Source organism: Niallia sp. FSL W8-0177, from assembly GCF_038006285.1.
Taxonomy (GTDB): domain Bacteria; phylum Bacillota; class Bacilli; order Bacillales; family Cytobacillaceae; genus Niallia; species Niallia circulans_A.
The window spans coordinates 957,553-983,787 of sequence record NZ_JBBOUX010000001.1; the positions used below are offsets into that span (position 1 = coordinate 957,553).

The 26,235-nt window shown below is 34.1% G+C and carries 26 protein-coding genes; 17 read left to right on the plus strand and 9 right to left on the minus strand.

Annotation, left to right across the window (positions count from 1 at the left end; genetic code table 11):
* The first annotated feature begins 287 nt into the window (after window positions 1-287).
* The 3 genes from NST77_RS04540 (at window position 288) to NST77_RS04550 (ending at window position 3,729) form a co-directional block, all read left to right on the plus strand.
* Complete coding sequence (locus NST77_RS04540) at window positions 288-1,574, plus strand: C40 family peptidase (RefSeq protein WP_163188206.1); 1,287 nt, start codon at window positions 288-290, stop codon at window positions 1,572-1,574.
* Window positions 1,575-2,227: 653 nt separating this feature from the next.
* The gene (locus tag NST77_RS04545) at window positions 2,228-2,944 is read left to right on the plus strand and encodes a metal ABC transporter ATP-binding protein (protein ID WP_047942923.1); all 717 of its coding nucleotides are present in this window, start codon (window positions 2,228-2,230) and stop codon (window positions 2,942-2,944) included.
* Complete coding sequence (locus NST77_RS04550; RefSeq protein ID WP_163188204.1) at window positions 2,881-3,729, plus strand: metal ABC transporter permease; 849 nt, start codon at window positions 2,881-2,883, stop codon at window positions 3,727-3,729. Before NST77_RS04545 ends, NST77_RS04550 begins: the two co-directional genes overlap by 64 nt.
* 48 nt (window positions 3,730-3,777) lie before the next feature.
* Here the strand turns inward: NST77_RS04550 and NST77_RS04555 are convergent, their stop codons facing one another.
* The 5 genes from NST77_RS04555 to NST77_RS04575 all read right to left on the minus strand — a co-directional run bounded on the left by NST77_RS04555 (window position 3,778) and on the right by NST77_RS04575 (window position 8,328).
* On the minus strand, window positions 3,778-4,740 hold the full coding sequence (locus NST77_RS04555) for a D-2-hydroxyacid dehydrogenase (RefSeq protein ID WP_163188201.1): 963 nt from the start codon (window positions 4,738-4,740) through the stop codon (window positions 3,778-3,780).
* 142 nt (window positions 4,741-4,882) lie between these two features.
* The gene (gene phnE, locus NST77_RS04560) at window positions 4,883-5,686 is read right to left on the minus strand and encodes a phosphonate ABC transporter, permease protein PhnE (protein ID WP_095328986.1); all 804 of its coding nucleotides are present in this window, start codon (window positions 5,684-5,686) and stop codon (window positions 4,883-4,885) included.
* Window positions 5,683-6,486 (minus strand): phosphonate ABC transporter, permease protein PhnE, encoded by an 804-nt coding sequence (phnE, locus tag NST77_RS04565; RefSeq protein WP_095328987.1) that lies wholly within the window; start codon window positions 6,484-6,486, stop codon window positions 5,683-5,685. Before phnE (NST77_RS04565) ends, phnE (NST77_RS04560) begins: the two co-directional genes overlap by 4 nt.
* Complete coding sequence (phnC, locus tag NST77_RS04570; RefSeq protein ID WP_095328988.1) at window positions 6,483-7,253, minus strand: phosphonate ABC transporter ATP-binding protein; 771 nt, start codon at window positions 7,251-7,253, stop codon at window positions 6,483-6,485. Before phnC ends, phnE (NST77_RS04565) begins: the two co-directional genes overlap by 4 nt.
* 154 nt (window positions 7,254-7,407) lie before the next feature.
* Window positions 7,408-8,328 (minus strand): phosphate/phosphite/phosphonate ABC transporter substrate-binding protein, encoded by a 921-nt coding sequence (locus tag NST77_RS04575; RefSeq protein ID WP_123257381.1) that lies wholly within the window; start codon window positions 8,326-8,328, stop codon window positions 7,408-7,410.
* A gap of 199 nt (window positions 8,329-8,527) precedes the next feature.
* On the opposite strand from NST77_RS04575, the gene NST77_RS04580 reads away from it, so the two are divergent.
* The 5 genes from NST77_RS04580 to NST77_RS04600 all read left to right on the plus strand — a co-directional run bounded on the left by NST77_RS04580 (window position 8,528) and on the right by NST77_RS04600 (window position 13,383).
* Entirely contained in the window at window positions 8,528-10,174 is a 1,647-nt protein-coding gene (locus tag NST77_RS04580; protein ID WP_164463604.1) for a bifunctional metallophosphatase/5'-nucleotidase, read from the plus strand.
* Window positions 10,175-10,363: 189 nt separating this feature from the next.
* Complete coding sequence (locus NST77_RS04585) at window positions 10,364-11,095, plus strand: gamma-glutamyl-gamma-aminobutyrate hydrolase family protein (RefSeq protein ID WP_095328990.1); 732 nt, start codon at window positions 10,364-10,366, stop codon at window positions 11,093-11,095.
* A 146-nt stretch (window positions 11,096-11,241) separates the two neighbouring features.
* On the plus strand, window positions 11,242-11,508 hold the full coding sequence (locus NST77_RS04590; protein WP_016200885.1) for a phosphocarrier protein HPr: 267 nt from the start codon (window positions 11,242-11,244) through the stop codon (window positions 11,506-11,508).
* A gap of 296 nt (window positions 11,509-11,804) precedes the next feature.
* A complete protein-coding gene (locus NST77_RS04595; RefSeq protein ID WP_163188199.1) occupies window positions 11,805-12,593 on the plus strand; it encodes an ABC transporter ATP-binding protein in 789 nt (262 codons plus the stop codon).
* A 16-nt stretch (window positions 12,594-12,609) separates the two neighbouring features.
* Window positions 12,610-13,383: a Cof-type HAD-IIB family hydrolase gene (locus NST77_RS04600; protein ID WP_095328992.1), complete on the plus strand. Its 774-nt coding sequence runs from the start codon at window positions 12,610-12,612 to the stop codon at window positions 13,381-13,383.
* A gap of 139 nt (window positions 13,384-13,522) precedes the next feature.
* On the opposite strand, the gene NST77_RS04605 is transcribed toward NST77_RS04600, so the two are convergent.
* Window positions 13,523-13,843 carry a hypothetical protein gene (locus tag NST77_RS04605; protein ID WP_095329003.1) on the minus strand — a complete coding sequence of 107 codons (321 nt, stop codon included), beginning with the start codon at window positions 13,841-13,843 and terminating at the stop codon, window positions 13,523-13,525.
* A 371-nt stretch (window positions 13,844-14,214) separates the two neighbouring features.
* On the opposite strand from NST77_RS04605, the gene NST77_RS04610 reads away from it, so the two are divergent.
* Window positions 14,215-14,730: a hypothetical protein gene (locus tag NST77_RS04610; protein WP_095328993.1), complete on the plus strand. Its 516-nt coding sequence runs from the start codon at window positions 14,215-14,217 to the stop codon at window positions 14,728-14,730.
* Window positions 14,731-14,757: 27 nt separating this feature from the next.
* Window positions 14,758-16,272, plus strand: a complete 1,515-nt coding sequence (locus NST77_RS04615) for a flotillin family protein (protein ID WP_095328994.1) — start codon at window positions 14,758-14,760, stop codon at window positions 16,270-16,272.
* Window positions 16,273-16,319: 47 nt separating this feature from the next.
* On the opposite strand, the gene NST77_RS04620 is transcribed toward NST77_RS04615, so the two are convergent.
* The 3 genes from NST77_RS04620 to proV are packed head-to-tail and all read right to left on the minus strand — an operon-like array spanning window position 16,320 to window position 19,295.
* On the minus strand, window positions 16,320-17,210 hold the full coding sequence (locus tag NST77_RS04620; RefSeq protein ID WP_095328995.1) for a glycine betaine ABC transporter substrate-binding protein: 891 nt from the start codon (window positions 17,208-17,210) through the stop codon (window positions 16,320-16,322).
* A gap of 1 nt (window position 17,211) precedes the next feature.
* The gene (locus NST77_RS04625; RefSeq protein WP_095328996.1) at window positions 17,212-18,057 is read right to left on the minus strand and encodes an ABC transporter permease; all 846 of its coding nucleotides are present in this window, start codon (window positions 18,055-18,057) and stop codon (window positions 17,212-17,214) included.
* Window positions 18,057-19,295 carry a glycine betaine/L-proline ABC transporter ATP-binding protein ProV gene (gene proV, locus NST77_RS04630; RefSeq protein WP_095328997.1) on the minus strand — a complete coding sequence of 413 codons (1,239 nt, stop codon included), beginning with the start codon at window positions 19,293-19,295 and terminating at the stop codon, window positions 18,057-18,059. Before proV ends, NST77_RS04625 begins: the two co-directional genes overlap by 1 nt.
* Window positions 19,296-19,625: 330 nt before the next feature.
* Between proV and NST77_RS04635 the strand changes: the two genes are divergently transcribed.
* The 7 genes from NST77_RS04635 to NST77_RS04665 all read left to right on the plus strand — a co-directional run bounded on the left by NST77_RS04635 (window position 19,626) and on the right by NST77_RS04665 (window position 26,235).
* Window positions 19,626-20,162 (plus strand): GbsR/MarR family transcriptional regulator, encoded by a 537-nt coding sequence (locus NST77_RS04635; protein ID WP_095328998.1) that lies wholly within the window; start codon window positions 19,626-19,628, stop codon window positions 20,160-20,162.
* A gap of 237 nt (window positions 20,163-20,399) precedes the next feature.
* On the plus strand, window positions 20,400-20,507 hold the full coding sequence (locus tag NST77_RS04640; RefSeq protein WP_082138357.1) for a YjcZ family sporulation protein: 108 nt from the start codon (window positions 20,400-20,402) through the stop codon (window positions 20,505-20,507).
* A gap of 36 nt (window positions 20,508-20,543) precedes the next feature.
* A complete protein-coding gene (locus tag NST77_RS04645; RefSeq protein WP_082809995.1) occupies window positions 20,544-20,678 on the plus strand; it encodes a YjcZ family sporulation protein in 135 nt (44 codons plus the stop codon).
* A 150-nt stretch (window positions 20,679-20,828) separates the two neighbouring features.
* Window positions 20,829-21,542 (plus strand): NAD-dependent deacylase, encoded by a 714-nt coding sequence (locus NST77_RS04650; protein ID WP_095328999.1) that lies wholly within the window; start codon window positions 20,829-20,831, stop codon window positions 21,540-21,542.
* Between the two features lie 171 nt (window positions 21,543-21,713).
* Window positions 21,714-23,294: a peptide chain release factor 3 gene (locus NST77_RS04655; RefSeq protein ID WP_095329000.1), complete on the plus strand. Its 1,581-nt coding sequence runs from the start codon at window positions 21,714-21,716 to the stop codon at window positions 23,292-23,294.
* A gap of 597 nt (window positions 23,295-23,891) precedes the next feature.
* Window positions 23,892-24,965, plus strand: a complete 1,074-nt coding sequence (locus NST77_RS04660; protein ID WP_095329004.1) for an amino acid ABC transporter substrate-binding protein — start codon at window positions 23,892-23,894, stop codon at window positions 24,963-24,965.
* 103 nt (window positions 24,966-25,068) lie between these two features.
* The gene (locus NST77_RS04665) at window positions 25,069-26,235 is read left to right on the plus strand and encodes an amino acid ABC transporter permease (RefSeq protein ID WP_171510304.1); all 1,167 of its coding nucleotides are present in this window, start codon (window positions 25,069-25,071) and stop codon (window positions 26,233-26,235) included.

Below are 26,235 nucleotides of genomic sequence, written 5' to 3' on the forward strand. Positions count from 1 at the left end.
AAAGTTTGGAAAAAATGTGAACAAAGATAGAAAAAAGACATTTGAAACACAATTGTAATATTCCTATTACTTAAATGACAAATTATGATGTTATACTTCTATTTGTGGCGAAAGATGTTTTATATAAAGAACTTTCGTCGAAAGCGGGATTATCGTTTGATTTATAGAAGAGAGAATACTATATTAAAAGAGTCTCTCTACCAATTACAACCATAAACATATAGACAATACATAGACAATTAGATTATAAGAATTCTACATTAGATAAGTGCAGGGGGAAAATGGAAATGTTAAAAAAGAAACTAGTGGTACTAAATACAACGATATTACTTGGGTTAGGGACTAGCCTAGCTGTACCAGGAATAAATGCTCATGCGAATCAATCACCTAGCATTGTTCAACAAAAGGAATCTTTACAAGGCCAAATTTCAGACGCTCAAATTAAGATTGTAGAAACGCAAGAAGAATTAAAGAAACTAGAAGCACAAATTAAAAGAGTGGATAAGGCAATCGAGGAAAATAAAGCACTTATTGAAGAAACAAAAACAAAGATGGAAACAACAGAAAAAGAAATTGCAACCCTTGAGAAAAAGATAAAAGAATTAGAAGATAGAATTGAAAAAAGAAATGATGTATTAAAAGAAAGAGCACGTACCTTCCAAGAAAATGGAGGAAACGTTGATTATATTGAAGTCTTATTCGGTGCAGCTAGCTTTAAGGAGTTTGTTGACCGTGTAGGTGCTGTAGCTACAATCATGGAAGCAGATCAAGATTTAATCGCAAGCAATGAAGCGGATAAAAAAGATTTAGAAACGAAGCAAAACGAAGTAAAAGAAAAGTATGATGAATTGAAAAATACAAAATTAGATCTTGAAGAAATGCAAAAGCAAAATCAAGATAAAAAGAAGAAAAATGAGCAAGCAAAAAATGATTTAAAAGCAAAAGAAGCAGACAATAAAGAACGTAAAGCTAAATTGGAAGAAAAGTATGGTTCATTACAATCTGTAGAACCACAAATTAAAAAGATGATCCAACAAAAAGAACAAGAAAACTTAAATCAATTAGTTGCTACAACAGTTGGAACTAGTGATAATGGAAGTTCTAATAATTCTTCTTCCGCAAGTTCTAATAAATCTAAAACAAGTTCTGACAAAACTACATCAGGCTCAAAGAAAACAGTAAAAGCAAGTGGTAGTAAATCAAAAGCTATTACAGCAGGATATAAATATATTGGTAATTCTACTTATAAATTTGGTGGAGGAAGAACAGCATCTGATGTAGCAAACGGATTATTTGATTGCTCTGGTTTTGTTAGCTGGGCTTATTCACAGGCTGGATATAGTATTCCTGCAAGTACAGATGCTTTGAAAAACGCTGGAACTCGCGTATCTACAAGTGATATGCAGCCAGGCGATCTAGTATTCTTTAACACATATAAAACGGATGGTCATGTTGGAATCTACATTGGTGGAGGCAAGTTCATCGGTTCTCAAAGCTCTACTGGTGTTGCAATAGCATCTATGGACAGTGGATATTGGAAAACTGTATTTAATGGAAGAGTTGTTCGATTCTAATATTTTAGTTTTTATAAAGCATTACTTGATGAAATTTCATCAAGTAATGCTTTTTATTCTGATTCATTATATTTAATATATACCCCAGTATTTAAAATTTATGCATCATATCATAATTTTATTATGAATATTAGCAGAATAATAATAAGGCTGATTAATCATTGGAATCCTTATAATAATGGGGGAAATCGGGTATATAAGAAGTAATTCTTGACCAATAAACAATTTTATTATAAAATTTTTAATCGGAATCGTTTGGATTTATATTGACACTCAACAAGGAAAAGTCTATTATTAAGTGTCATGTATTATAGAAGGAAAGAAATGAAAACTGTTTATCTAGTGTTTAAATTATAATTTTTTCTATTTGAACAAATATTTTAGCCTTTAAATCGTAATGAGTACGAAATGACTGTTTTTGCATGAAACATTCCGAGAATGAAATATATCAATAAATCAAGAATAGATTGCCACAAATCGCAAAAGTTATTAAAGCTAGATAAATGAAGAAATAACAAATAAGTGCTTTGATAAAAATATTTCAAAAAAACTAACCTATCTTTATTTAAAACAGAATTTAAAGAGAAACGATTATAGAGGCGTTATGGATAAGGAAGATTATAAATAAACAAATGGAGAGGAGTAATTACTATATGAAACTAGCGACAGTATCAAAAATTACATTTGGTTATGAACATGTTCCTGCTCTTGAGGATGTATCATTTGAATTAGAATATGGGGAGTTTGTTGGGATTACAGGACCTAATGGCGCAAGTAAATCTACCTTATTAAAGTTATTATTGGGTCTACTAAAGCCATGGTCAGGAGAAGTGAATATAAGTAAGTTAAATGCGAGTGGAAAAAAATTAACAGTAGGTTATGTTCCTCAACAAATTTCTTCTTTTAATGTTGGCTTCCCAAGTACTGTAATAGAACTTGTTCGATCAGGCAGATATCAACGTAAGAAATGGTATGAAAGATTAAAGGAAGTAGATCATGAAGCAGTCAAGAAATCATTAGAAATGGTTGGAATGTGGGATTATCGAAATAAGAAAATTGGAGAGTTATCAGGAGGACAAAAGCAAAAGATTGTAATTGCACGTATTCTAGCGTCTGAACCTGATTTGCTGGTTTTAGATGAACCGACTACAGGAATGGATGCAGATAGCAGGAAAGGCTTTTATGAATTTATGAAGCATCAAGTAAATGAGCATAATAGAACAGTTGTTATGGTAACACATGATCAAGATGAAGTAGAAGATTATTTAGATAAAATTATTCATATTGAGAAAGGAGAAAAAGGCGGATGGAGATGTTTGAGCTTGAATTCATGCAAAGAGCATTTTGGGCAGGTGGGCTCATTGCAATAATTGCACCAATCATTGGAATTTATTTAGTCCTGCGGAGACAAGCATTGATGGCAGATACATTGTCACATATATCATTAGCAGGTGTGGCAATTGGTTTTTTCTTTCAAACGAATGTAACAATTTCTAGTCTCCTCGTTGTAATGGCTGGAGCAATTGGAATTGAATATATGCGACGAGCATATCATACTTATTCAGAAGTATCGATTGCCATTCTAATGGCTGCTGGATTATCGTTCGCTTTATTTCTCATGAGTTTATCTAGTGGCGGAATGACGACAAGCATGGATCAGTATTTATTCGGAAGTATTATTACGATTAGCAAACAGCAAGTAAATATATTAGCAATTGTTACTGGAATTATTCTTCTATTTTTTGTTTTCTTTACGCGACAGATGTATATTATGACTTTTGATCAAGATACGGCAACAACTAGCGGCATTAATACCAATATGTTATCCATAGCATTTAGTATTTTAACTGGTATCGCTATTTCAGTAATTATCCCAACAATCGGCGTGCTATTGGTTTCTGCTTTGTTAGTATTACCATCTGCCTTTTCCATCAAATTAGTAAAAGGCTTTAAATGGGTATTTATCGTGGCTATTTTAGTAGCAGCTGTTAGTATCTTTACAGGATTGTTTTCATCTTATCATTTAGGAACGCCTCCTGGTGCAACCATTACTCTATTATTAGTAGTTATTTTGCTAGTAGGCTTTTTAAGTCAAAGGATTTATATGATGGTTCGCCGTGCGACAAGTCAGAAGAATTATAAAAAGGTTGGATGATAAAAAGAGGAGTGCTTTTTAAGCGAACTCCTCTTTTTATATTTAGGATTAATAACCTTTTTGGTAATCCACAACATTAATTGCTAGATCTTTTTCTTTTAAATAATGCTTTGCATTAAGAAGGAAAATGTCTTCTATTACTCTGCTATTGTAATGTTCTGTAGAGCCCGAAGTGTGGGGAGTTATAATAACATTTTCCAAATCCCATAGTGGACTTGTCTGCTGCAATGGTTCATTTTCAAAAACATCTAAGCCCGCACCTAAAATTTCTCCGTTTTTTAAAGCGATGACCAAATCATCCTCTTTGACTATTTCTCCACGTCCAATGTTAATAAAAAAGGCGGAGTTTTTCATGTGTTGAAATTGCTCTTTTTGGAATAGTTGATATGTATCGTCTGTTAACGGCAGTGTGACTACTACATAATCACAGAGAGGAAGGACGTCGTTTAGCTCTTCAGATGTATATAACGCATCTACATAATCGGTTGGCTTACGTGAATTTCTTACTCCGATAACATGCATATCAAATGCCTTGGCAATTTTAGCTGTTTCTAGCCCAATTGCTCCTAAACCGATAATACCGATCGTTTTTTTGTGTGCTTCCAATTTAATGTCGGTTCCATCCCATTTTCTTTCAAGCTGATTTCGTACATATGTATGAATATTTCTTGTTAGACCAAGTAGGAGCGCAAAAATTGTTTCTGAAATAGGGTAGCCATGTACGCCATTTGCACTTGTAATAACGATATTCTTTTTTCTTAACTGTTCTAAAGGAAGGGAATTCACACCTGCACTCCAAGTTTGAATCCATTTGAGCTGGTCGTTGTCCATAATAGTTTTTAAATCAAAACTACTTCTCCAACCAAGAATGATTTCAGAATCAATCAAATGCTTTTGCCAATCATCTTGTTTTAATGCTTGAATGATTTCCCATTCAGAAAATGTGGACTGTATCTTTTTCAGAAGGGAAGAATGGAGAGAATGGGTAAGTAATAATTTTCTTTTTTTCATTTTGGAGAACACTCCTTTATTTTTAAAATTTATTATTCTATTGTAACAAATATATTGATAATTTGTACTATTTTGTTATTTACTACAATAAACACACATCAAAGAATGCTGATGTGTGTTTATTTGAAATATACTTTTTTTTCTAGGCAATCTTTCTTCTTAGAAATCCACTTATTATATCAATTATGGTTACCATGACAATAATCCCTAATAGGATGATACCAACTCGATCCCAATCTCTTGTACTGAGTGCGAAAATAAGTGGTGTTCCAATCCCTCCTGCACCGATAACACCTAAAATGGCAGCAGAACGAATATTTATCTCAAATCGATATAAGGTATAGGATAAAAAACCAGGTAGAACCTGCGGCAATACTGCAAACCATAAGACTTGCAATCTTGTACCACCGGCTGCTAGCAAGCTCTCTGTTGGTCCCATATCTAGATTTTCAATTTCTTCTGAAAATAATTTTCCTAACATCCCTATGGAATGTAGCCCTAATGCTAGTATTCCAGCAAATGATCCAGGACCAACTGCTTTAATAAATAAAATAGCCATGATAATTTCAGGAAATGTCCGTACGAAACTTAATACAAACTTCCCTGTGCTCGCGATTGTTTTTCCTTTGCTCATATTATTAGCAGCCCAGAATGCAAAGGGAATACAAAGAAATGCTGATATAAAGGTACCTAATATGGCAATTGCTAATGTATCAAGCAGACCACGTAATAAATCCTCGCCATCTGGCAAATATACATATTCCCAATCTGGATGAAAAATGCCTGTGAAGATGGCCTGAGAAATCTGTGCTGAACTATCCTTAATGGAAGTAACCGGTATATCAGAAAAAGCCCATATATATATAAGGATTAACAAGACGAATAGGGTAATATTTCTAAAAGATTTCTTTTTTGGCTTTGTGATTGTTTTTATTGTTTCACTCATAACAGTTTCTCCCGTAGTTTTGTACTACAATAATCGATAATTAAAACAACTAGTAAAGTAAGAATGATAATAGAAGAAGCTCTATCATATTGTAAAAAATTAAGTGTGCGATCATAATATTCACCAATTCCACCGGCACCAACTAATCCTAGTATTGCTGCTGCACGTACATTTACCTCAAATGTATATAATACATAGGAAGTAAAAGAAGCAGTAACCTGAGGAACAATACCAAAAAAAATCCATTGTATTTTGTTAGCACCTACAGCAGTCATTCCTTCTAGGGGGCCAGAATCAATAGATTCAATCGCTTCATATAAAAGCTTTGCGATCAACCCAATAGAGAAAATAATTAGTGCGATAATTCCTGGCAATGATCCAATCCCGAATATAGCAACAAAGATGGAAGCAAGTAATAGGTCCGGAATAGTTCTAATCAAATTTAAGATCATTCGAAATGGATAAAAAATAAATGCGGAGCGTACAATATTACTAGCGCAAAAAATAGCAAGAGGAATGGCTATTATAGCGCCAAAAGTAGTTCCGATTACGGCCATTCGTATTGTCACTAATAATGGTTCCATAATTTTTTGGAAATATTTCCAATCTGGTGGAACCATTTGTAAGAGTACATCAAATATATTGGGAAAGCCTTGAATTAATTCGGTAAGGCTCGCATCTGTTTTATAAGCGCTCCACCATAATAAAACAAGAAGAAGCAAGATGGTTAGTATCAATTTGTTTTTCGCTGGAGGAGTGGGCCTATTTAATAAGGGTTGTTTTATTGCTTTCTCATTCATATCGATTCCCCTAGTAATTCATCTTTTTTTATTTCACGTCCATATATTATTTTAAACACTTCATCGGTCGCCTCTTCTACGGGGCCGTCAAATACTACCTCACCTGCACGAAGACCAATAATTCGTGTCGCATATTGCCGAGCAAGGTCAATGAAGTGCAAATTGACGATGGTTGTAATACCATCTTCTACATTAATTCGTTTCAAATCATCCATAACTTGTTTAGTAGTTAAAGGATCAAGAGAAGCTACTGGCTCGTCTGCTAAGATGATTTCTGCTTCTTGTGCTAATGCGCGTGCAATTGAAACACGCTGCTGCTGGCCTCCAGAGAGTTCATCTGCACGCGAATATACCTTTTCCAATATATTGACTCGATCTAATGCCAGAAGACAAAGATCTATATCCTGTTTCGGGAAAAAGCCTAGAATAGTTCTTAAGGTACCGTGATAACCAACCCGGCCGGATAGTACATTGCGAAGAACAGTTGAACGCTTGATAAGATTAAAATTTTGAAAAATCATTCCGATATTTCTACGTATTTTTCTTAATTCAGAACCCTTCGCTGCGGTAATAGATTGACCATTAATGACAATATTTCCTGCGCTTATTTCATGAAGCCGGTTAATGGAGCGGAGGAAAGTAGATTTTCCTGCGCCAGAAAGACCAACAATGACAACAAATTCTCCTTTGTTAATCGTAATATTAATGTCATTTAATCCTTTAGTTCCATTTGGATAAATTTTAGTTACTTTTTTAAACTCTATCAATTTTTTACCAACTTTCTAATAAAAATTGAAAAAGAAATCAGATTTATATAGAGAGACTTCTTTTTTCTAGTAAAAGTCGGAATAAAGATATAATAATCCGACACTTACTAGAAAAAAGTCAACCATTTAAAATTTAAATGGTTGGCAAAAAATATTATTCTGCTACTTTTTCGTTATATTCACGGACGATATCAAATTTACTATCATCTGATACGACATATCCTTCATGTGTATAGATATCTCGAATGATTTGATGTCCTTCCTCACTTTTTCCTATTGCAATGAAAGCTTCTTGAAGTTTCTTTCTCCATTTATCACTCATATCAGAGCGAACAGAGATTGTGTCATTTGGAATATCTTCTGTATACTCAAGTACTTTTGTATCTTCAAAAACAGTTGGGTAATCTGCTTTCACAATATTACGAGCATCTTGGAAGATGACAGCCGCATCAACATCACCATTTAATAGAGCAATAACGGCTTGGTCATGTCCTTTGACCGTAACTGTTTCAACATCTCCAGGAACATTAATATCATTTTCCATTAGTTTACCAACAGGCCAAACATAACCAGCAGATGAGGTAACATCTTGCGTTGCGATTTTTTTCCCTTTTAAATCAGCTACTGTTTTAATATCAGAATCTGCCTTCACAATAAAAAGGCTTTTATAAAAATCTACTAATTCATCATTTTCACTGCCATCGTCGTTAATTCCAAAGCGTTGTGCTTGCAGAATAACATCAGCAGAACCTTTATCATGGGCAAGGACATATGCTGTAGGAGGTAAAAAACCAACATCAATTTTCTGTGAATCCATTGCTTCGATAATCGTGTTATAGTTAGTAGAAACACTCACTTTAACAGGTATCCCTAGCTCTTTAGATAGTAAACCTTCCAACGGTTTAGCTTTTGCTTCTAAAGTATCTGCATTAGAAGATGGCACGAATTGTACTGTTAATTCCTTTGGGTCATATCCATCTGTATTGCTTGTAGTTTTTTCTTCCGATCCACAAGCTGATAGTATCCCTGCAGTTAAAGCAAGGGAAAGTCCGAGCGTAGCAAATTTTTTTAACATTTTTAGACCTCCGAAGTTATTAATGTGTTACTTGTAAAAATATATAATAGATTTGTCATAATTAAAGTGGGAATAATGTTAAGAATTGCAAATTTATTGTAAAGAAGTACTAAAAAACTTTTAATAGGTTTAAGAAAAAGAGAGTTAGAGGAGAAAGAAAAGAAATTATAGGTAGTTAAGGTAGAATGAACTTGTTATAATGAACTTGCTTAATGGAGGAATAAAACGCAGCTTCGATTATACTACTTTATTCGTAAAAATTGGAAATTTAGATACTGGAGATGAAATCTTGAATACAGAAGTAACTATATTATTAACAAGTGATGTACATGGAAATGTTTTTCCATTGAATTATGGGAATAATGCCCCTGCAGATGTTGGTCTTGGTAAAATTGCTTCTATAATAAGGAATGAAAGAGCAAAGAATGTACATACCATTGTAATTGATAATGGTGATTTAATACAGGGCACGCCGTTAACCTACCATTATGCGAATTTTTTAGCAGATAAAAAAAATCCAATGATAACGATATTAAATGAATTAAAGTATGATGCAGCTGTTATTGGAAATCATGAATTTAATTATGGCTTAGATATTTTAAAATCCGCAGTAAAGGAATCAAATTTCCCTTGGTTGTCTGCAAATATTGTCGATGTAAAAACGAAAACACCATTTTTAGGAATTCCTTATGTAATTAAGAGAATAAATGGTTTTAAGATTGCTATTCTAGGTATAACAACCCATTACATTCCCAATTGGGAAAATCCTCAGAATATCAGAGGACTGCAATTTAATGATGCATATGACAGTGCAAAAGAATGGGTAGAGCTGATTAAGAAGGAAGAGCAGCCAGATGTTCTTGTTATCTCTTATCATGGAGGATTTGAAAGGGATCCTGAAACTGGTGAGCCATCCGAAGTATTGACTAGAGAGAATCAAGGATATACCATTTGTAAACAAATTGACGGGGTAGATGTACTTTTAACAGGGCATCAACATAGAGAATTAACCGGTAATATCAATGGAACAGAAATTATTCAACCAAGCAATAATGGAAAGTATGTAGGAAAAATAACATTATTACTAGATGATAAAGGCGAAGTAATCGAGAAAAGCTCTGAACTATTATCTGTTGCTGAAGTAGAAGCTGATGAGGATATTCTATTATTAGTAAAGGAAAATGAGGAATGGACACAGGAATGGTTAGATACGCCGATTGGCTATATTGATGGGGAAATGTTAGTAACAGATCCGATGCAAATTCGCTTAAAGGACAGCGCGCTTATCGAATTTATTAATAAAGTACAAATGGATGCAGCGCAAGTGAAAATCAGTAATACTGCACTTTTTAATAACGAATCACCGGGATTTAAGCCCAATGTAACAATGAGAGATATTGTATCCAATTATATTTATCCTAATACATTTAAAGTGCTTGCTCTAACTGGAAAGGATATTCGTCGTGCGCTCGAACAAAGTGCAAAATATTTTGCTTTAAATGACGAGGGAGAGCCGATTGTCAATCCTTCGTTTGTTTATCCTAAACCCCAGCACTACAACTACGATATGTGGGAAGGAATTGAATACACACTCGATCTAACTAAGCCAATTGGACAGAGAGTTGTTCAGTTAGATTTTGAGGGGGCGCCAATAGACGAGGAAGGTGTATATGAAGTAGTAATGAATAATTATCGAGCAGGAGGCGGTGGAGATTTCTTTATGTTCAAAAATAAGCCTGTTATCCGTGAAATTCAATTTGACGCTTCTGAATTAATAGCTAATTATATTATGGAGAGAAAGGTCGTACCTGCGACTTGTAATCATAATTGGAAAGTCATTTGGTAAGAGGAAGATACTATTTACACTTATAACAATAACATAAACGATAAAAACAGCTAAAACGGTAGACCGATGATCGTTATGTAGCTGTTTTTTCTGCTTTTATTTATAGAAAGTTAATTGACAAGCTCTTTTATTTCCTTTTTAATATTGTTAATATTGAAAAAATTAAATAGTGTCAGGGGATGGAGAGCGTTGAGTAAACCGGTAATAGGGATAACAGGTGCATACGTATTTAAAAATAAATTTATGGAAGGCACATATGTGCATCATGATTATCAAAAATCCGTTGCAGTCAATGGAGGATTGCCAGTTATCTTGCCGTTTGTAGAGGAGGACCTGGCAAGAGAAATGGTGGATCTTTGTGATGCTGTGATTTTGAGTGGAGGAGAGGATGTAGATCCGAGTTTATTTGGAGAAGATCCACATCAAAATATAGGGGACACCATTATTTTGCGTGATAAAGTGGAAATACAAATAATTAAAAGGGCGATGGAAACGAATAAACCAATACTTGCAATTTGTAGAGGAATTCAAATTTTAAATGTTGCTTTAGGAGGAACATTAATACAAGATATTCCTTCGCAAATAAAAGATAGTATTAAACATACTCAATCTGTGAATAGAAATTTAGACACCCATTTTATTTCTATTGAAGAAAAAAGTAAGTTAGCAAATATAATTGGCGAAACAAAAACAAGAGTAAATAGCCTTCATCATCAAGCTATTGATGGTTTAGCAGCAGGCTTAGAAATAGTTGCCACTAGTAGCGATGGTGTAATAGAAGCTGTTGAGCATAAGAGCTATCCTAACTTTTTACTAGGGATTCAATGGCATCCAGAATCAATGGCGTCTACTAATGATAAAATGAATCAGATTTTTAGAGAATTCATAAAAAGTGTAAAAAAGCAGAGGGTAATGGGGTAGAAAATTTGTCTAATAAATGAAAAAATATCGAGAGTTACACAAATAGAAAGCTTAAAACTGAAAAAGATGAAAAAAAAAGTTAGTATTAAGTCCTAAAATCAGCTAAAATAGTAGGGTAAGACAATTTTTTCTTTGGAGGTATAACAATGAGCGAAAAAACATTTACAGTAATTGATGAAACTGGTATTCATGCAAGACCAGCAACATTATTAGTTAGCACTGCTAGCAAGTTCAAATCAGATATGCAAATCTCTTTCAAAGGGAAATCTGTGAACTTAAAGTCTATTATGGGCGTAATGTCACTAGGTGTACCTAAAGGTGGAGAAATTACTATTTCTGCAACTGGTGAAGATGAAGTAGAAGCAGTTGATGGTGTAGAAGCTGTCCTTAAAAAAGAAGGATTAGTTGGTTAATTTTTTACCCATGACCCTCATTTATGAGGGTCTATCTCCAGTTATTTTTTTGTCATCAAATTAAAGCGTTTACACATTCGGTGGTAACTGAATATGGGGTTATTAATTTAATGTATGTACCACATAAAGATTTGACCCTTAATCAGAATGAATCTATTTTGATTAAGGGTCAAGTCTTTTTCATTATCTTTCTTCTTTGTAATATGAGCAATGAAAAATACAAATTTCTTTGATTCCTCATTCTGTACAAATTATATGAATTTTTAGTAAAATGTAGAGGAGATAGGGGGATTAGTATGGTTGTTAAAATAGAAGAGGTTGGCTTAAAAAGAAATGGTCAGTGGATACTGAAAAATATTAATTGGGAGATTAAAAAAGGAGAAAATTGGATTCTGTATGGTCTAAATGGGGCCGGAAAGACAGCTTTGTTAAATATGATTTGTGCGTATTATCATCCGACAGTTGGGGAAATGGAAGTATTAGGAAAAGTGTTTGGGAAGTCAGAGTTAGGAGGAGCGCTAAGGCGAAAGATTGGACTAGTATCCAACCGGCTACAACAAAATTTATATGCGTCAGATAGCGCATTTGAAATTGTACTTAGCGGCGCATATGCTTCGATTGGATTATATGAGTCACCAACAACGGAAATTAGAAACAAGGCAATTGAAATAATGGAGAAGCTAGGTAGCTTGGATTATGCAGATAGACCATATAGTAGTTTATCACAAGGAGAGAGACAAAGAGTATTAATCGGAAGAGCGCTAATGGTAAATCCCGAACTAATTATTTTAGATGAACCTGCTACAGGCTTAGATTTTTTAGCAAGAGAACAATTATTAGATACCATTTCTAGTTTGGTATCTGAAAATAGTAGCATCATTTACGTTACACATCATGTTGAGGAAATATTACCAGTGTTTTCCCATACCTTTCTGTTGAAAAAGGGAGAGGAATTTATCTCAGGATATACAAAGGAAGTATTAACCAGCAAGAACATGAGCAGCTTTTTTTCGTTACCGGTAGAAGTCATTTGGAATAATGAAAGACCACTATTAGCCAGAAGTAGCTCATTAATAAAGAAATAATAAAGGAGAAAGAATTTTGGCATATAAAATTGTATTTATTGATATTGATGGTACATTAGTAAATGAAGAGAAACAAATTCCTAGTGACGCGAAAGCAGCCATTAAGGAATTAAAGAAGCGGAATATCCCAATTGTTTTAGCAACTGGAAGAGCACCTTATTTCTTTTCTCATATTTTAGAGGAGCTTGGTTTATCGTCTTTTATTTCTTTTAATGGCTCATATGTTGTCCATGAAAAAGAGGAAGTTTATAAAAAACCAATCCCAATGGAGATACTAGAAATGCTAGAAAATACTGCCTTAAAAAATAATCATCCAATCGTTTTTCAAGGGAGCAAGGAAGGCTGCGCTAATCATAAGGAGCATGCACATATTATTGAATCATTTCAATCATTAAAATTAAAGGCACCTTCTTATCGAAAAGATTTTTGGAAGGAAGCTGATATCTATCAATGCTTGCTTTTTTGTGAGGAAAGCGAAGAAAAGGTATATGAAGAAGCGTTTTCCAATATACATTTTGTTCGTTGGCATCCTTTATCCATGGATGTTATTCCAACAGGTGGGTCAAAAGCAGCTGGGATTGCACAAATTTTAAACATACTAAATATCGATCCAAAGGAAGCTGTAGCATTTGGAGATGGATTAAATGATAAAGAAATGCTTTCGTATGTAGGAATGGGAATAGCTATGGGGAATGCCCATAAAGATATTAAGCCATATGCAAAATTTGTTACAAAGCATGTAGATGATGGGGGACTAGCTTACGGATTACAAAAAATAAGCCTCCTTTAACTTTTGATCAGAAAAAAGAGAAGATACATATATAAAGAAGCTGCCAAATATTGATCATTTTTTTTGGCAGCTTTTTAGTACTATCCTATTTGGTTGTAAGAGAGAGATTGATGACGATATTCCATAAAAATAAGTTTGATTAGTCTTCCCAGTTTTCATAGACAACAACTCCTCCTGATAAATCGATTGTATTACGTTCTCCTTTATAAAGAAGTTTGCCATCCTCTTCTACAATTAGATTTTCATAAGTAAATACTTTTTTTCCGTTTGGCAAGGTAATGACTACTTTGTCTCCATATTCTTCTGTTCCTGTTTTGGGCTCACTAGCAAAATATCTATCTGAAAATATATAACCTCCGAAAATTGTGGTAAGCAGTAAGATAGAGCCTAAAAAATACATCACTTTTTTACCTATCCTATTTTTATTTTCAATTTCCTCATGTTTATCTGTACGTTTCATATGCTCTTCCACAATATCACCTTTTCATAAAGTTTTATTGCTCAAACGGTAACAATGGTATATACAAAATATTTCGTTGATATAGATGAAATTCCCCTTAAACTATGATATGAAACAAATTCTTAAAGATGACGAAATATTAATGGAAGAATGATTTTTTTGCATGCTTGATAAGCTGATGCTAAAAAAGGGTATTAGTTCTTTATTTCTGTATGCCAGTTCATACAATATAAGTATAATTTAGATTTTTTCTAAAAATTCCTGAAACCTTTCTTCGTCTAAGTCGTATGTATGGTAAGTACTAAAATGAAGGAGGTCTGATTTTAGTGAATACATAACAAAATTAAATTTTTAGAAAGTGAATGATGTGTATGGAATTATTCGGCTTTGATCTTCCCTCCATTTATTTAACTGTTTTAATTGGTTCGGGAATATGTGTCATATTAACCTTATTACTATCAGACTTATTTGGTGGAGACGTGGGTGTATTTAATCCTACTTTAATCCTTGCTTTTTTTACGATATTATCAGCAAGTGGTTATCTTATGGAGAAGTATTCTTCTATCAATAGCTTCATTATTCTTTCCATTTCAGCAATAATCGCACTTATTATTTCTAGCTGCTTACACTTTTTTGTTTTTATTCCTCTTGCTAATGCAGAAGAATCATTAGTTTATAGCGATGAATCACTTAAGGGAAGAATTGGCAAAGTCATTACAGCAATTCCGCAGGATGGCTATGGAGAAATATTGATCGAAAGCATCAGTGGAAATATCTCAAAAACTGCAGCAAGCTTTTATAACGAAGAAATTGGATTTGGCGAAGAAACGGTTATAGTAGAAATTAAAGAAAATGTTGCTTATGTTGTTCGCAAGGATGGCATATAGTAAAGCAAACAAAAGGAGGAAAAATGAATGGCAATTGAGATTTATATTGTAATAGGAATTGTAGCATTTTTATTAATCGCACTTATTAGTATTTTTATGGCGAAATATAAGACTGCAGGACCAGATGAAGCACTAATTGTAACAGGTAGTTATTTAGGTTCTAAAAATGTTCATGTCGATGAATCAGGAAATAAAATTAAAATTATTAGGGGCGGAGGGACATTTATTCTCCCGGTTTTCCAGCAATCAGAACCTCTGAGTTTATTATCTAGTAAATTAGATGTTTCAACACCAGAAGTATATACAGAACAAGGCGTTCCAGTTATGGCAGACGGCACAGCTATTATTAAAATTGGTGGTTCTATTGGTGAAATTGCCACTGCAGCTGAACAGTTTCTAGGAAAAACAAAACAAGATCGTGAAAATGAAGCAAGAGAAGTATTAGAAGGCCATTTACGCTCTATTTTAGGTAGTATGACAGTCGAAGAAATTTATAAAAATCGAGATAAGTTTTCGCAAGAGGTCCAAAGGGTTGCTTCTCATGACTTAGCAAAAATGGGTCTAGTCATTGTATCCTTCACGATTAAAGATGTCAGAGATAAAAACGGATACTTAGAATCGCTTGGTAAACCAAGAATTGCCCAAGTTAAACGCGATGCAGATATCGCAACAGCTGAGGCAGATAAAGAAACAAGAATCAAAAAAGCCGAAGCAGATAAAGATGCTAAAAAGGCAGAATTAGAAAGAGCAACAGAGATTGCCGAAGCAGAAAAAGAAAATCAAATGAAAATTGCTGATTATAGAAGAGAGCAAGATGTTGCAAAAGCACGTGCTGACCAAGCATATGATTTAGAAAGCGCTCGATCTAAGCAAGAAGTTACTGAGCAAGAAATGCAAATTAAGATCATTGAAAGACAGAAACAAATTGAGTTGGAAGAAAAAGAGATTTTAAGAAGAGAAAAGCAGTATGATTCAGAGGTTAAAAAGAAAGCAGATGCAGATCGTTATGCAATGGAGCAGGCTGCCGAAGCGAATAAACGCCGTGAAATTGCCGAAGCGGATGCGAACCAATATCGAATTGAATCACAAGCAAAAGCGGAAGCAGAAAAAGTGCGAGTAGATGGTTTAGCAAAAGCGGAAGCAGAAAAAGCAAAAGGGGAAACAGAAGCAGAAATTATCCGCTTAAAAGGTTTGGCTGAAGCGGAAGCAAAACGCAAAATTGCCGAAGCATATGCACAATATGGTCAAGCGGCAATCTTGGATATGGTACTTGATATGTTACCTGAATACGCAAAACAAGTGGCTAGTCCATTAGCTAATATCGATAAGATTACGGTTGTGGATACTGGAAGTGATGGCAGCAACGGTGGAGCAAATAAAGTGACAGGCTATGCAACAAACTTAATGTCAACAATGCAAGAATCATTAAAGGCATCTGCTGGAATCGATGTAAAAGAATTACTTGAAAATTTATCAGGCAAAGGAAATATTCGTCAGAGTATTAATGAGTTAAATGATAATTTAAGTAATAAAACAGAATAAAGAAAAAAAGACTCATCTGAAATAAATTTCAGATGAGTCTTTTGGTGTTACTCTTTTTCTTTTAAATCTTCAATTGAATTAATATCTTTCATATAGCTTGGTACAACAAGACCTAGTTTTGTTCCTTCTAAGTTAGGTCCTAGGTCTTCGAATTGACCTTTGAATTTGTTTGCATAATCTTCATGCGTAATTGGTAACCAACCTGCAATATGTGCATCTAGGCTGCCATCTGCTACACCAGTCCACATTGGACCTGCTTCAACTTGACTTAATGTTACCTTATAACCTAAATCTGTTAAAACTTTGCCGATAACATTGGTACTTGCAATTTCACTATCCCATGCTACATAACCGATTTTAATTTTGTCTCCGTCTACTTTGCTCACGCCTTTTGTCCATTCACTAACTTTATCAGCGTTATCTTTTATCCATTTTTCAGCGGCTTTTTCAGGATCTTCGCCATCATAGATATCCATCATAACAACACCCATGTCATCTGTTGTCCAGTGGAAATTATCTAGTACCTGATATGCTTCAGGCATATCTTCTTTTAATCCGTTACGCGCAATGGAATGAATATTCTCATTTTCACCAAAAGAGCCCTTTGGATCTTCCAAGTATTTTAAATCATATGCAGTGAACATCCAATGTGGAGTCCAGCCTGTTATGATAATTGGTTCTTTTTTGTCATACGCTTTTTTTAGAGTAGCCGTCATTGCTGCGCTTGAACCTTCTACCAATTTCCAATCCTTTAAGTCATAGTCGCTAATCGCCTTATTAGCTGCTTTCATTATACCTGCACCAGGATCGATACCGATAATTTCATAATCAACTTTTTCACCAATTGTGGCATTCGGATCGTCTGCGCTGTTAGAACCACAGGCAGCTAACCCTAAGGTAAGAGTGATTGCTCCTAATAAACTAGTCATTTTTTTCATATTATTTTGCCCCCTTTTTCTTTGTTCCCACATTTTGGGTAATTCTATCTAAAATGATCGCAAGTACTACAATAGATATACCAGCTTCAAATCCACGTCCAATTTGAATTTGAGTTACAGCACGATATACATCAGCACCAAGTCCTGGTGCACCAACCATTGCAGCAATAACTACCATTGATAGTGCAAGCATAATACTTTGGTTAATACCAGCTAGTATTGTTGGCATAGCAAGTGGTAATTCAACCTTTAATAATTTTTGGCTAGTTGTACTACCGAAGCTTTCTGTCGCTTCTCTAATATCGCTAGGAACCTGTTGGATACCAAGAATAGTCAAACGAATAGTAGGTGGCATAGCAAATATTACTGATGCTACCACTCCAGGTACGACCCCGATACTAAAGAAGAAGATAGCAGGAATAAGATAAACAAAGGCTGGCATTGTTTGCATAAAGTCTAATATTGGGATAACAATATTGCGGACAGTGCTATTTTGTGAAGCCCATATTCCTAGTGGAACACCAATTATTATGGAGATAAATACAGCAGAGAGTACAAGAGCTAGTGTATCAATCATTGGTTCCCAGTAGCCTAAATTATCTACTAGTAATAATCCGATAAGAGTAAAGAGTGCAATCTTCTTATTCGCTAATTTCCATGCAAGTAATGTAAGTAAAATAATTAATAAAATAGGAGGAATAAACCCAAAGAAGCCTACTAAAATATTTACAACAAATTCTAATACAGCAGTGATTCCATCAAATAATACTTCGAAGGTAGTTGTCAACCAGGCGACAAAGGAATCAATCCAATCTGCAACTGGTAATTTAGGAATTAGATTATTCATTATTCATTCCCCCCAACTAATACTGATTCTTCTGTTGGTGGAGTATTAATAAGCTCGTTGTTACCAGCAAGGGCTCCAATAACTGCACCTCTAACGAGAATCCCTTTTAATCTCTTCTGCTCATCTATTACTGCAACTGGAATGATTGCAGTTGATACCTTATCAAAGAGATCAGCTAATAATGTGTCACCTGTAACCGTAATTACATCTTTTTGTAAAATGGTTTCAATGCCTTCATTGTTTTCGGCAGCTGCACGGGCATCGTCAGCTGTAATTGCTCCGAGTAATTCTCTTTTCTTGTTCACGACATAAATGCTGGAAATTCCAAGTTTCTTCATCATTTGTAACGCGACACGAGGACCTTTTTCAATCGTGACTGCTTCTGCGCGTTTCATTATATGATTGGCAGTTAATACTTTCGATAAATCTACATCTTCGACAAATCGTTCCACATAATCATTGGAAGGATTCATTAATATTTCTTCTGGTGTTCCGACTTGAACAATGGTTCCATCTTTCATTAGCGCTATACGATCGCCAATACGAAGTGCTTCGTCTAAATCATGTGTAATAAAAATGATTGTTTTTTCCATATTTGATTGCAAGTCTAATAATTCGTCTTGCATATCTTTTCGAATGAGGGGATCAAGGGCACTAAATGCTTCATCCATTAGAAGAATATCAGGGTCATTAGCTAAAGCGCGAGCAAGACCGACTCTTTGCTGCATTCCACCACTCAATTGGTCTGGATATTGGGATTCATACCCTGATAATCCAACTAATTTAAGTGATTCAAGTGCACGTTCTTTTCTTGATGCTTTATCAATCCCTTGAATTTCTAAACCATATTCTGCATTTTCCAATATTGTTCGATGAGGGAGTAGAGCGAATTTTTGGAAGACCATACTTATTTTTTCTCTGCGTACTTTACGTAAATCTTCTTTTGACATTTTTACGATGTCTTTCCCATCAATATAAATGTTCCCGATTGTAGGATCAATCAGACGATTAAACATACGTACTAATGTTGATTTACCACTACCGGATAGTCCCATGATAACAAATATCTCACCAGGATTTACTTCAAAACTAGCCTTGTTTACACCGACTGTTGCTCCTGTTTTTTTGAGGATATCTTTTTTTGATTCACCACTATTTAATAGTTGAATTGCTTTTTTTGCGTTTTTGCCGAAAATCTTTGTGACATTTTCGACTTTTAATTTTGCCATACTTTCCATTCTTTCACCTCTTTAATTCTAAACGCTCTGTAAAGCGAGCCTACATATATTATAGAAGATAATCAACAGACACTTCAAACTGTATAATCAGTTAAAATGATTCATTCTGAACGTACAGAAAAAACTGAATGAACCGTAGGATGTATATTCTTAATAATGCGCTCAAATGCTTCCATATACTATCTAGGTTGTTACTTTACATTTTTTTTATTCATGTTAATCTATAAACAGAAAAAGCATTTAAGTACTTGATTATTGATTCACCTTGATTATTGAAATAATCATTATTACAATGTATAAGTAAACATATAATATGGATGTGAATGATAAATGACGGATAGGGAGCAGTTAAATATTGCTCGAGAGAGAGTGATTGATTCCGTAGCCCAAAACATGGATTTATATGGAGTGACTGAATCGATTGGTAGATTATATGGGATGCTATTATTCCAGAAAAATCCGATGACGCTTGACGAAATGAAAGAAGAGCTAGGAATGAGTAAAACTAGTATGAGTACTTCGGTTAGAACCTTGCTTGAATTGAAAATGGTGGACAAAGTATGGCGAAAAGGTGTTCGAAAAGATTTATATAGAGCAGAAGAAGATTGGTATCAAACATTTATCGATTATTTCACGATTAAATGGCGGTTAGCAATTACTGAAAATATATATGCAATTGAGAAATCAATGAATGAAATAAAAGTATTAATGAATAAAGAAGGAATATCTGAAGATGTTATAAAAGATGCAACCAATGATTTAGAGAAAATGAAATATGCGCTTGATTATTATGATTGGCTTGAACGTTTTGTAGATAGTTTAGAATCACATGAAATTTTTAATTTCATTCCCAAAAATAAAGAATAAAAGAATAGTTAAAGGTGCTATCTTCTAAGCTTTTTATTAAAAAACTTAGAAGATAGCACCTTTTTGTAGTCTAAATAGATGTATGAAGAAAATTTGACAATCAAATATGAAACGAAAAAAATATCACAATAGCCTAAGGATAACTGGTTAAAAAACCTAAAAAATGTGCATTTGTCTATCGCACATTTTCAATTCTTGAATAGGATATATGGAATCAAAAAAAGGAGGTTTTTATTCATGGGTGAAGTTGGAGTAGGTTACGGCGGAGGTTTCGCTCTTTTAGTAGTATTGTTTATTTTATTGGTGATTATTGGTGCTTCTTGGGGTTACGGCGGATTTTATTAATCCGTAACGAAACAGATATTAAAAGGAGGAAATAGAATGTACGGATATGGTTGTGGATATCCTGGCTATGGTTATGGCTATGGTGGTGCAGGTTACGGCGGAGGTTTCGCTTTAATCGTTGTTTTATTCATTCTTTTAATCATTGTGGGTGCAGCTTGCTTTAAATGGTAAAATAATGAAAAAAAGAAGGCTGATTCGATGAGTCAGTCTTCTTTTAATGGTAATAAGTAAAGCGAATAAAGTACATATTATTATATTTGAGGAGTCTTAACTATTTGCTAAAATAAAGAGAGAAGATGTGTGTTAGGGGGAAATGAATAGATGGATTCCTTAGTTTCATTAATAAAGTCTGCTAATTATTTTGTTATATTTACTGGTGCTGGGATGTCAACAGAGAGCGGATTGCCTGATTTTAGATCTGCTAATAAAGGATTATGGACTGCTGAAAAGAAACAATATCTTTCCAGTACGAGTGCCTTAAATAATCATGTGCAAGAATTTATTGAGTTTTATCGAAATCGAGTTCAAGGCATTCATGAATTTAAGCCGCATAATGGCTATTACATACTAAGTGATTGGGAAAGAAAAGGCTATTTAAAACAAATCATCACACAAAATGTGGATGGGTTTCACGAAGAAGCTGGAAATGAGAAAGTTGCTGAATTGCATGGAACATTAAAAAAGGTTCATTGTGAAACGTGTGGAAAGAATTATCCTAGTGATGAATATTTACATGACAATTATTTATGCAGTTGTGGAGGGATACTAAGACCTTCCATTGTCCTTTTTGGAGAAATGCTCCCAGAACAGCCATTTTTTACAGCGGAAGAGGCAGCCATAAATTCAGACGTCTTTTTAGTTTTAGGGTCATCTTTATCCGTTTCACCAGCAAATCAATTTCCATTACTTGCAAAGCAAACAGGTGCTAAACTAATCATTATCAATAAAGAGCCAACCCAAATGGATGGTATTGCTGACATTGTCATTCATGAATCAATTGGAAAGGTATTAGAAGAAATTAATCTTAAGCTATAATGTCCGTCAAGCGGTTGAAAATAAATAAGATGGATGGATTCTCATGAAATAAAAGAAAAATAGTAAAAATAAAAGTAGCCGAATACATTTAAATCCATTGCAAACTTTGATATATCGAGATAATATAAGGGAATGGACTAAATTTGAATGCGTAAAAGAGAGGAAAGTAACATGTCAAAGAATTTTAAACAGGATGTACTATCTCGTCGCACCTTTGCGATTATTTCCCATCCAGATGCTGGAAAAACAACGTTAACGGAAAAGTTATTATTATTTGGCGGAGCAATTAGAGATGCTGGAACAGTAAAAGGGAAGAAAACAGGAAAATATGCGACAAGTGACTGGATGGAAATAGAAAAGCAAAGAGGAATTTCTGTTACATCAAGTGTGATGCAATTTGACTACAAAAATGCACGAGTAAATATTTTGGATACACCTGGACACCAAGACTTTAGTGAAGATACTTATCGTACTCTTACAGCTGTGGATAGTGCTGTTATGATAATTGATTCGGCAAAAGGAATAGAGGAACAAACGTTAAAGTTATTTAAAGTGTGTAAGATGAGAGGTATTCCTATTTTTACATTTATTAATAAATTAGATCGCCAAGGGAAGCCGCCTCTTGAATTACTTGCGGAATTAGAAGAAGTAATGGGGATTGAGTCTTATCCAATGAATTGGCCGATCGGAATGGGTAAAGAATTTTTAGGTATATATGATCGTTTTTACAATCGAATTGAGCAGTTCCGTGTAGAAGATAAAGAACGATATGTTGATCTAAATGAAGATGGAGAGATTGAAGGGGATCATCCAATTAAACAGGATTCTTTATATGATCAAACATTAGAAGAAATCATGCTTTTAAATGAAGCGGGGAATGAGTTTTCGGAAGAGAAAATTAATAATGGTGATTTAACACCTGTATTTTTTGGTAGTGCATTAAGCAACTTTGGGGTACAAACATTTTTAGAAACATATTTGCAATTTGCACCGTCTCCACAAGCTAGAAAATCTACCATTGGAGAGATCGATCCTTTATCAGAAGAGTTTTCAGGGTTCATTTTTAAAATTCAAGCGAATATGAATCCGGCTCACCGTGATCGTATCGCGTTTTTACGTATTTGTTCTGGGAAATTTGAAAGAGGAATGATGGTTAATTTACCAAGAACAGGGAAGCAAGTAAAGTTAGCGCAATCTACACAATTTATGGCAGATGATCGAAGTACCGTTAATGAGGCGGTTAGTGGAGATATTATTGGGTTGTATGATCCAGGTTTTTATCAAATTGGCGATACGTTAACGGTTAGCAAGAATGCTTACCAATATGAAAAACTACCTCAATTTACACCAGAACTTTTTGTAAAGGTAACGGCAAAGAATGTAATGAAACAAAAACATTTCCATAAAGGCATTCAGCAGCTCGTACAAGAAGGTGCAATTCAGTTATATAAGACTGTCAAAACAGAAGATTATTTGCTGGGAGCAGTTGGTCAGCTACAATTTGAAGTATTTGAGCATCGAATGAGAAATGAGTACAATGTAGAAGTAATTATGGAGCATGTAGGTTCGAAAATTGCCCGTTGGTTAGTGGATGAAGAGGTAAATGAAAATCTTTCTAGTGGAAGAAGTCTGCTAGTAGAGGATCGCTACGGCAAAAAAGCATTTTTATTTGAAAATGAATTTGCATTAAGATGGTTCCAAGATAAAAATCCAGAAGTAAAATTATATAATCCGATGGATGAACAAGAATAATTAAGTAAAAGAAGAGATTATTGCAAAAGGATTCTACCTGTTTTAAATGGAGATTCTTTTGTAAATAGTCTCTTTTTTGATGTAATGGAAAATAGCTCTATGTTGAAATCATGTCAGATTTTCGAACATAAGAAAAAGGGAAGGAAGGAGAAGGGACAAGTGTTTATTATAAAAATTCAACTTTTTGTTATTCTGAAATAATTTTATTTGATGGGAAGTAGATATATACTATCTTTTTTCTGAAATAAAAGCAGGTGGATGGTTTTTGTAGCGAGTAAAAAAGAAAGTCTTTCGGTATACGAATTACTGATATATAAGGTTTTTGTAAATATAAATAAAAACGAAAATGTTTAAAATGTTTTCATAATTAAAAGTTTTCGAAAAACTATTTGTAATTCTAATAAAAATAGGTATAATAAAAACATGATGTTATAAAAGTTAACAAACAATTGTTAATGAGTTGGCTTTTTAACATCTAATAGGGCTGATACTAACATTCGATGTGATAAGAGTATTCTTGTAAGATAAATAGATTGAATATTCTTTTAATTAGAGTTTGCTAGTATCATAAAAACAAGATATAGGGGGATATATTGTATGAAGAAAAGTTTGTCGCTTACTTTTAGTATTTTATTAGTGCTTGTTCTAGCTTTAGCTGGCTGCTCAAGTAAGTCAGGATCAGATGGGGAAAGTACTAATGGTGCAAAAACAAGTTCTTCTAAAAGTTTACTTGAAACCATAAAAGAAAGAGGGACATTAAAAGCAGGTGTTAATGATGCTCTTCCTGGTTTTGGCTACATAGGTTCAGATGGGAAAAATACTGGTTTTGATGTTGATTTTGCAAGAGCGATTGCAGCGGGAGTTCTTGGAGATCCTTCTAAAATTGAATTTAGACCTCTATCAGCTACAGACCGCTTTACGGCAGTTCAATCTGGTGAAGTAGATGTGTTAATTCGTAATACAACTTGGACAACAAACCGTGATGCTGAAGTGGGGCTAAGTTTTGCTCCAGTTACTTTCTATGATGGTCAAGGAATTATGGTTCCAAAGGATAGTGGAATCAAAACACTAAAAGATTTAGAGGGTAAAACAATTGGGGTAGAAACGGGAACAACAACCGAATTAAACTTAGCTGATCAGATGAAAGCAGCAGGTGTTAACTATACAGCACAAACATTTGATAATGCAGATGCTGTAATTGCTGCATATGAACAGGGTTCTATTGATGCTTGGACAACAGATAAATCGGGATTAGTTTCTCGCCAGTCTACTTTGCAGGACCCAGATGCTCATATTATTTTAGAAGAAACATTATCAAAAGAACCACTAGCTCCAGCAGTTAAAGATGGCGACGAAAAGTGGGCAGATGCAGTATCATGGATTGTATTTGCAACCATTCAAGCGGAAGAATTCGGTATTACCTCTCAAAACGTAGATGATTTCTTAACCAGTGAAAACCCAGAGATTAAGCGTCTTTTAGGAGTGGAAGGCAATCTAGGAGAACAGCTAGGATTAGCCAATGATTTTGCCTACCAAGTAATTAAACAAGTTGGTAACTATGGTGAAATTTACGAGCGGAATTTAGGTCCTGACACAGTGTTCAAATTAGAGCGTGCACAAAATGCGTTATATACTGATGGGGGATTATTGTACTCTATTCCATTCCGTTAATAGGTAATAACAGATAAAAATATGGGGGGTCTCAAAAACCAAAGTGTCTAATCTATTTGAGATACCCCCTATTCTTTTAAGTGAGAGGTGAGAAATAGTGGAAATGAAAAAAACAACATCGACTCCTCTTTGGAGAAATAGAAAAGTGGTCCCGATAATTAGTCAAATTATTTTTGTTCTAATCGTAGGAATAGTAATTGCCTTTATGGTGAGAAATGTAATATCAGGTCTCGAACAAATAGGTTTAGTATTAGGATTAGACTACTTAAATCTAAAAGCATCTTTCCCTATAGCAGAATCTATTATTAGTTATACACCTGACGATCCTTATACACGTGCTTTATTAGTAGGATTATTAAATACACTTAAGGTTTCCGTTTTTGGGATTATCCTTGCAACTATTATTGGAGTCATTGTAGGAGTTGCAAGATTATCGAACAACTGGTTAGTCCGTAAAGTGGCAACAGTATATGTTGAAGTTTTTAGGAATACACCATTATTGGTTCAAATTTTCATTTGGAATTTTGCTGTTTTTTTACCAATGCCGAAAATTCAAGATGCTATATCGGTTGGGCCGTTTTATTTTTCAAATAGAGGTGCCTCTATTCCGTGGTTTACCTTACAGGATAATACGCTGATCTGGCTTGTCATTCTAATTTTTTTAATCGCAGGAAGCATAATTTTATTCAAAAAATTAACAAAAGTATCGATAGAATCAGGTAAGTCTACATATCCGTTCATTTCAAGTGTGGGATTAATAGTAATTGGAACGATAATTATCTATATTATTTTAGGAAATGGACCACTTGGTTTTTCTGTTCCTGTATTTAATGGCAATTCATTTGAAGGAGGAACGTCATTATCCATCGGGTTTATGTCTGTTTTAGTTGCCTTAACAATCTATACATCAACCTATATTTCGGAAATTGTTCGTGCAGGAATAATGGGGGTTCCAAAAGGGCAGACAGAAGCTGCTAAAGCGCTTGGGTTTAAAAGTCATACAGCACTTCGTTTAATTATTTTTCCGCAAGCAATTAGAATCATTATCCCGCCATTAACAAGCCAATATTTAAATTTAATAAAAAACTCAAGTTTAGCAATGGCTGTAGCATACCAAGATATTGTTGGAATCGGAAATACAATTATTAATCAGACAGGACATACATTAGAAACTTTATTAATTGTTATTTCTGTGTATTTATTATTTAGCTTAACTACATCACTGTTAATGAATATTTTTAACAAAAAATTCCAGCTGGTAGAAAGGTAG

Bases quoted from the DNA above. Each gene is read 5' to 3' on its own strand.
- NST77_RS04540 (WP_163188206.1), top strand. From the start codon at position 288: ATGTTAAAAAAGAAACTAGTGGTACTAAATACAACGATATTACTTGGG.
- NST77_RS04545 (WP_047942923.1), top strand. From the start codon at position 2,228: ATGAAACTAGCGACAGTATCAAAAATTACATTTGGTTATGAACATGTT.
- NST77_RS04550 (WP_163188204.1), top strand. From the start codon at position 2,881: ATGGAGATGTTTGAGCTTGAATTCATGCAAAGAGCATTTTGGGCAGGT.
- NST77_RS04555 (WP_163188201.1), bottom strand. From the start codon at position 4,740: ATGAAAAAAAGAAAATTATTACTTACCCATTCTCTCCATTCTTCCCTT.
- phnE (WP_095328986.1), bottom strand. From the start codon at position 5,686: ATGAGTGAAACAATAAAAACAATCACAAAGCCAAAAAAGAAATCTTTT.
- phnE (WP_095328987.1), bottom strand. From the start codon at position 6,486: ATGAATGAGAAAGCAATAAAACAACCCTTATTAAATAGGCCCACTCCT.
- NST77_RS04575 (WP_123257381.1), bottom strand. From the start codon at position 8,328: ATGTTAAAAAAATTTGCTACGCTCGGACTTTCCCTTGCTTTAACTGCA.
- NST77_RS04580 (WP_164463604.1), top strand. From the start codon at position 8,528: ATGAACTTGCTTAATGGAGGAATAAAACGCAGCTTCGATTATACTACT.
- NST77_RS04590 (WP_016200885.1), top strand. From the start codon at position 11,242: ATGAGCGAAAAAACATTTACAGTAATTGATGAAACTGGTATTCATGCA.
- NST77_RS04595 (WP_163188199.1), top strand. From the start codon at position 11,805: ATGGTTGTTAAAATAGAAGAGGTTGGCTTAAAAAGAAATGGTCAGTGG.
- NST77_RS04605 (WP_095329003.1), bottom strand. From the start codon at position 13,843: ATGAAACGTACAGATAAACATGAGGAAATTGAAAATAAAAATAGGATA.
- NST77_RS04610 (WP_095328993.1), top strand. From the start codon at position 14,215: ATGGAATTATTCGGCTTTGATCTTCCCTCCATTTATTTAACTGTTTTA.
- NST77_RS04615 (WP_095328994.1), top strand. From the start codon at position 14,758: ATGGCAATTGAGATTTATATTGTAATAGGAATTGTAGCATTTTTATTA.
- NST77_RS04620 (WP_095328995.1), bottom strand. From the start codon at position 17,210: ATGAAAAAAATGACTAGTTTATTAGGAGCAATCACTCTTACCTTAGGG.
- NST77_RS04625 (WP_095328996.1), bottom strand. From the start codon at position 18,057: ATGAATAATCTAATTCCTAAATTACCAGTTGCAGATTGGATTGATTCC.
- proV (WP_095328997.1), bottom strand. From the start codon at position 19,295: ATGGAAAGTATGGCAAAATTAAAAGTCGAAAATGTCACAAAGATTTTC.
- NST77_RS04635 (WP_095328998.1), top strand. From the start codon at position 19,626: ATGACGGATAGGGAGCAGTTAAATATTGCTCGAGAGAGAGTGATTGAT.
- NST77_RS04640 (WP_082138357.1), top strand. From the start codon at position 20,400: ATGGGTGAAGTTGGAGTAGGTTACGGCGGAGGTTTCGCTCTTTTAGTA.
- NST77_RS04645 (WP_082809995.1), top strand. From the start codon at position 20,544: ATGTACGGATATGGTTGTGGATATCCTGGCTATGGTTATGGCTATGGT.
- NST77_RS04650 (WP_095328999.1), top strand. From the start codon at position 20,829: ATGGATTCCTTAGTTTCATTAATAAAGTCTGCTAATTATTTTGTTATA.
- NST77_RS04655 (WP_095329000.1), top strand. From the start codon at position 21,714: ATGTCAAAGAATTTTAAACAGGATGTACTATCTCGTCGCACCTTTGCG.
- NST77_RS04660 (WP_095329004.1), top strand. From the start codon at position 23,892: ATGAAGAAAAGTTTGTCGCTTACTTTTAGTATTTTATTAGTGCTTGTT.
- NST77_RS04665 (WP_171510304.1), top strand. From the start codon at position 25,069: ATGAAAAAAACAACATCGACTCCTCTTTGGAGAAATAGAAAAGTGGTC.